This is a genomic window from Soonwooa sp. (assembly GCF_030151385.1).
Taxonomy (GTDB): domain Bacteria; phylum Bacteroidota; class Bacteroidia; order Flavobacteriales; family Weeksellaceae; genus Soonwooa.
This window is the reverse complement of sequence record NZ_JASLDS010000021.1, coordinates 1-4,588: the sequence shown is the minus strand read 5'-3', so window position 1 is coordinate 4,588 and position 4,588 is coordinate 1. Positions and strand designations below refer to the sequence as shown.

Here is a 4,588-nt window from a genome sequence, read left to right as displayed (position 1 = left end):
AGGATTCTACACACCAACCGTCTGTAGAATCCTTAATTGTTTTTATCCGTTACCTAGTAATGCTACTACGATACCGAATAGACCAGCACCCTCGATAAGAGCTGCTGCGATAATCATTGCAGTTTGGATTTTTCCTGATTGTTCTGGTTGTCTTGCGATACCTTCCATAGCGCTACCACCAATTTTACCAATTCCTAATCCTACTCCTAGAACTGCTAAACCAGCTCCGATTGCTGCGATACTACCTGTCATAATGTTATAATTTAAAAAGTTGCTTTTCTATTTAATTAATTTTTAGTGATCGTGGTGAGGCTCCTCAACTGCCGATCCGATAAACAATGCTGTTAACATTGTGAAGATATAAGCTTGTAATGCTGCTACCAATACTTCTAACACATAGATGAATAATGTTAAACCTAAAGATACTGGTGCAATCATATAAGTTTTCATGATGAAGATCAACGCGATCAAACTCATAATAATGATATGTCCTGCTGTCATGTTAGCAAAAAGACGAATCATCAATGCGAAAGGCTTAGTAATAATTCCTAATAATTCTACAGGAACTAAAATAATGTACACTAAGATTTTACCACCGAAAGGCATGTTGTTTCCTAATGGATCTAACATGTGCATCCAGTATGTTTTTTTACCACTAAAGTTAACTACCAATAATGTGAACACAGCCATAACCATTGTAAAGGCAATGTTACCAGTTGTGTTAGCCGCTCCCGGCACAAGTCCTAAAATATTAAGAACCCAGATGAATAAGAACAATGTTACTAAATAAGGAACATACTTTCTATATTTAACCGAACCGATATTTTGTAAAGCGATATCATCTCTTACGAAAAGGATAATTGGCTCCATAAATTTAGCAACACCACCTGGCACAGCTGATTTTTTGTAACTTGCTTTAGTAGCAAAAGCCAAAAGAATAATAATGATAGCTGCCATAAACATTTGTGCAACTACTTTAGTAATTGAGAAATCCAAAGGCTTTGCATTAGTTGGATGCTCCTCACCTTTTGCATCTTTCTCCATGTTAAGTGTTCCAGCAGCATCTGTTTTATAAATTTTACCGTGGTATAGTTTATAATTTTCACCATCTACGCTAGCAACTAACTCACCTTCGTGTCCGAATTTATCAGAACTGAAAACTTTCAATCCATTATCAACTAAAATAACAGGAAGTGCGAACCCAACAGAGTTTTCACCTTCTCCCCACATATGCCAATAGTGACCATCTGCAATGTGATGCATAATGAACGGTACAGGATTGTACTTCTCTTCAGCCTTAGACGCTTCTTGCTCTCCGTGAGATTGCGCAAACGAAAAACTTAGTACGAATACGTGAAGAAGAACTAACAGTTTTTTAAAATTCATGACTAGATTGATTTCTAAAATTTTTGCAAAAATATAAAATAATATCCGATTTTGGGAAATCTTTAACTTAAATATTTTTATGATATTCGTCTTGTTTTCTTACCAATGTAACAACTATCGCCACCTCCACAGCAAGATACAGCCAATATATCGCAAAATATGCTAACAGATTATTTTTAAAATCTTTTTCAAACAACGCAATATAACCGATTGCAAACAGTTTGAAAACTACAAATCCTAAAAATATAAACCCTATAATATTTTTCTTTTTCAGACCAAAAACAATTAGCATCGTAAGAATGCCAACTAAGGTTACAAAAAACAACAAAAAATGAATTCTGTAACTTAAATGCAGAATATCTTGATTCCCCAGAAACCACTGAATCAAAAACATTATCGCCGAAAACAAAAGGAATAGAACCGCACAAGTCGGCACAACTTTCAAATTCTTCATTTTGGCAAAACTACCAAAAATTATTTAGAAGTACTTTATTTATTATAAATTCATTATTTTTGCAAACCTAATTACTCAAAAAGATGTTCAATAGTTTACAAGACAAGCTTGACAAAGCCTTACATAATATATCAGGCCGCGGAAAAATCACCGAAATTAACGTAGCGGAAACCGTTAAGGAAATCCGTCGCGCCTTGGTAGATGCCGACGTTAACTACAAAGTTGCGAAAGACCTTACCAAAAGAGTACAAGACAAAGCGATTGGTCAAAATGTATTGACGTCGTTAACACCTGGTCAATTGATGACCAAAATTGTACACGACGAATTGGTTGATCTAATGGGTGGTTCTCAAGAAGGTATTAACCTTTCTGACAAACCGACGATTATCCTAATTGCAGGTCTACAAGGTTCTGGTAAGACAACTTTCTCCGGTAAACTTGCCAACTATCTAAAACAAAAAAGAAGCAAAAAGCCTCTATTAGTAGCTTGTGACGTCTATCGTCCAGCTGCGATTGATCAGCTAAAAGTATTGGGTGGTCAGATTGACGTTCCTTTATATACGGAAGAAGGAAATCTTAACCCTGTTCAGATTTCTGAAAACGCGATTAACTTTGCTAAATCTAACAGCCACGATGTTATCATCATCGATACCGCAGGTCGTTTAGCAATTGATCAAGAAATGATGAACGAAATCCGTAACGTTCACCAAGCTGTAAAACCTACAGAAACCCTTTTCGTTGTTGACTCGATGACAGGGCAAGATGCTGTTAATACCGCTAAAGCCTTTAACGACGTCCTTAACTACAATGGTGTTGTCCTTACCAAATTGGATGGTGACACGCGTGGTGGTGCCGCTTTAACGATTCGTTCGGTGGTTGAGAAGCCAATTAAATTTATTTCTACAGGTGAAAAAATGGAAGCTTTAGATCTTTTCTACCCAGAAAGGATGGCTGACAGAATCTTGGGAATGGGTGACGTTGTTTCCTTAGTAGAAAGAGCGCAGGAGCAATTCGATGAAGAGGAAGCAAAAAGACTTCACAAGAAAATCGCGAAAAACGAATTTGGTTTTGATGACTTTTTAAAGCAAATCCACCAAATCAAAAAAATGGGTAACATGAAAGACCTAATGGGAATGTTACCAGGTGTTGGCAAAGCCATAAAAGATGTTGACATTAGCGATGACGCCTTCAAACATATCGAAGCGATTATCTACAGTATGACGCCAGAAGAAAGAAGACGTCCGTCAACAATCAATATGCCGCGTAAACAACGTATCGCAAAAGGTGCTGGTAGAAAACTTGAAGAAGTTAACCAACTGATGAAGCAATTCGAACAAATGGGCAAAATGATGAAGATGATGCAAGGCCCACAAGGAAAACAAATGATGCAGATGATGAGCAAAATGCCAAATATGCCAGGAATGGGCGGCGGATTGTTCGGAGGAAAATAATTTTTATTAATTCAATTTTTAGATAAAAAAAGTTTCGTAGAAATATCTGCGAAACTTTTTTATGCAGCCAATCTAAATTAAAAGCAAAAAAAAGAGTTATCAAAAAAAATTGACAACTCTTACACAATCTAAAGATTTGATTAATTATTTAAAGAAAACTGAAACACCAGCATTAACACCAAATGTACCCGTATTAACTTTAACATCTTTATTTGAATCTAGCTTACCATTAGTTCCCATATAAGAAAGACCAACATCAATACCCACATTTTGGTTCAACAAGAAGACAACACCACCTTTTGCTTTATATGCAAAACCTGAAACTTTACCTTCATCCGTATTAGTATTTCCATTTTCAGTGTAAGTATTCTTATTATTAGAAGATGCATAACCAACACCTACACCTAAATAAGGAATAATGTTAGACGCTGATTTAAAATAATAAGAAGCAGTTGGCATCACTGCAATTGTTGTTGTTGTATTTTTTTCTGAATATAGATCTTCCTCATTTTTTTGCGTAACAGATGAAATTCCTAAATCTAATCCAATAGCAATGTTGTTAGCTACAAAATAACCTACCGAAGGTGTAACTGAAATTGAGCTAACTTTTGGTCCATCTGCAGATTCGCCTTGATACTTATACTTTGAAGTCGCTGTAGTAAATCCTAAAGTTGTCGATCCTCCAATAACCCAAGATCCTTTTTCTGTCTGTGCATTCATTGCACCAAAAAGTGCCAAAGCACCAAATAATAATAGTTTTTTCATAGTTTATTTAAATTTGAGTGGCAAAAATATAATTAATTATTAAATTAACAAAATTTAACACAAAATAAATTAAATCCTCTATAAAAACATATAGAGGATTTGGATTACACTTAACAAAAAAAATAATGAAATGTGATATAAGGAATTTGTGTTTTAAAAATCATGCGTTAAAAAGCTTTCTTTCCAATCTACTTTCTGACGATTAACTTTTCACCATAAGCTTTTCCATTTGTTTTAATTAAAATTGGATAAACTCCTGATTGCAAATCCGAAATAGCAAGATGCTTAAAATCTTTTGTGAAAGTCTTCAATAATTTACCATCAAAACCATAAACCTCAAGCGGATCTACATTTTTGGCTGTTCTTGCGTCAACAATGTTTTCGTACGTATTGCAAAGTTCGGTGTAATTGACCACCTAGATTCGGTTTAAAGTGACCATGTAAGTTCGGTTTAAATTGATCACCTCTTTTTTGTAGTAAAAACGACTGTTTTTCATGTGCTAATTTGTATTCAAATATAATTAATTTTCGG

General features: G+C 34.9%; 6 protein-coding genes. 1 reads left to right on the top strand and 5 read right to left on the bottom strand.

Going from position 1 to position 4,588, the window contains the following annotated elements:
- Nucleotides 1–42: 42 nt before the first annotated feature.
- The 3 genes from atpE to Q1V95_RS02985 form a co-directional block, all read right to left on the bottom strand.
- Nucleotides 43–252 (bottom strand): ATP synthase F0 subunit C, encoded by a 210-nt coding sequence (gene atpE / locus Q1V95_RS02995; RefSeq protein WP_034675836.1) that lies wholly within the window; start codon nucleotides 250–252, stop codon nucleotides 43–45.
- 42 nt (nucleotides 253–294) lie between these two features.
- Nucleotides 295–1,386 (bottom strand): F0F1 ATP synthase subunit A, encoded by a 1,092-nt coding sequence (atpB, locus tag Q1V95_RS02990; RefSeq protein ID WP_300670125.1) that lies wholly within the window; start codon nucleotides 1,384–1,386, stop codon nucleotides 295–297.
- A 67-nt stretch (nucleotides 1,387–1,453) separates the two neighbouring features.
- Complete coding sequence (locus Q1V95_RS02985) at nucleotides 1,454–1,840, bottom strand: hypothetical protein (RefSeq protein ID WP_300670123.1); 387 nt, start codon at nucleotides 1,838–1,840, stop codon at nucleotides 1,454–1,456.
- An 83-nt stretch (nucleotides 1,841–1,923) separates the two neighbouring features.
- Between Q1V95_RS02985 and ffh the strand changes: the two genes are divergently transcribed.
- Nucleotides 1,924–3,291, top strand: a complete 1,368-nt coding sequence (gene ffh / locus Q1V95_RS02980; protein WP_300670121.1) for a signal recognition particle protein — start codon at nucleotides 1,924–1,926, stop codon at nucleotides 3,289–3,291.
- Nucleotides 3,292–3,435: 144 nt separating this feature from the next.
- Here ffh and Q1V95_RS02975 read toward each other — a convergent pair whose 3' ends face one another.
- Together Q1V95_RS02975 and Q1V95_RS02970 are read right to left on the bottom strand one after the other, a co-directional pair.
- Complete coding sequence (locus Q1V95_RS02975) at nucleotides 3,436–4,056, bottom strand: OmpW family outer membrane protein (RefSeq protein ID WP_300670119.1); 621 nt, start codon at nucleotides 4,054–4,056, stop codon at nucleotides 3,436–3,438.
- Between the two features lie 188 nt (nucleotides 4,057–4,244).
- Nucleotides 4,245–4,472, bottom strand: a complete 228-nt coding sequence (locus Q1V95_RS02970; protein WP_300670117.1) for a T9SS type A sorting domain-containing protein — start codon at nucleotides 4,470–4,472, stop codon at nucleotides 4,245–4,247.
- Nucleotides 4,473–4,588: the final 116 nt, after the last annotated feature.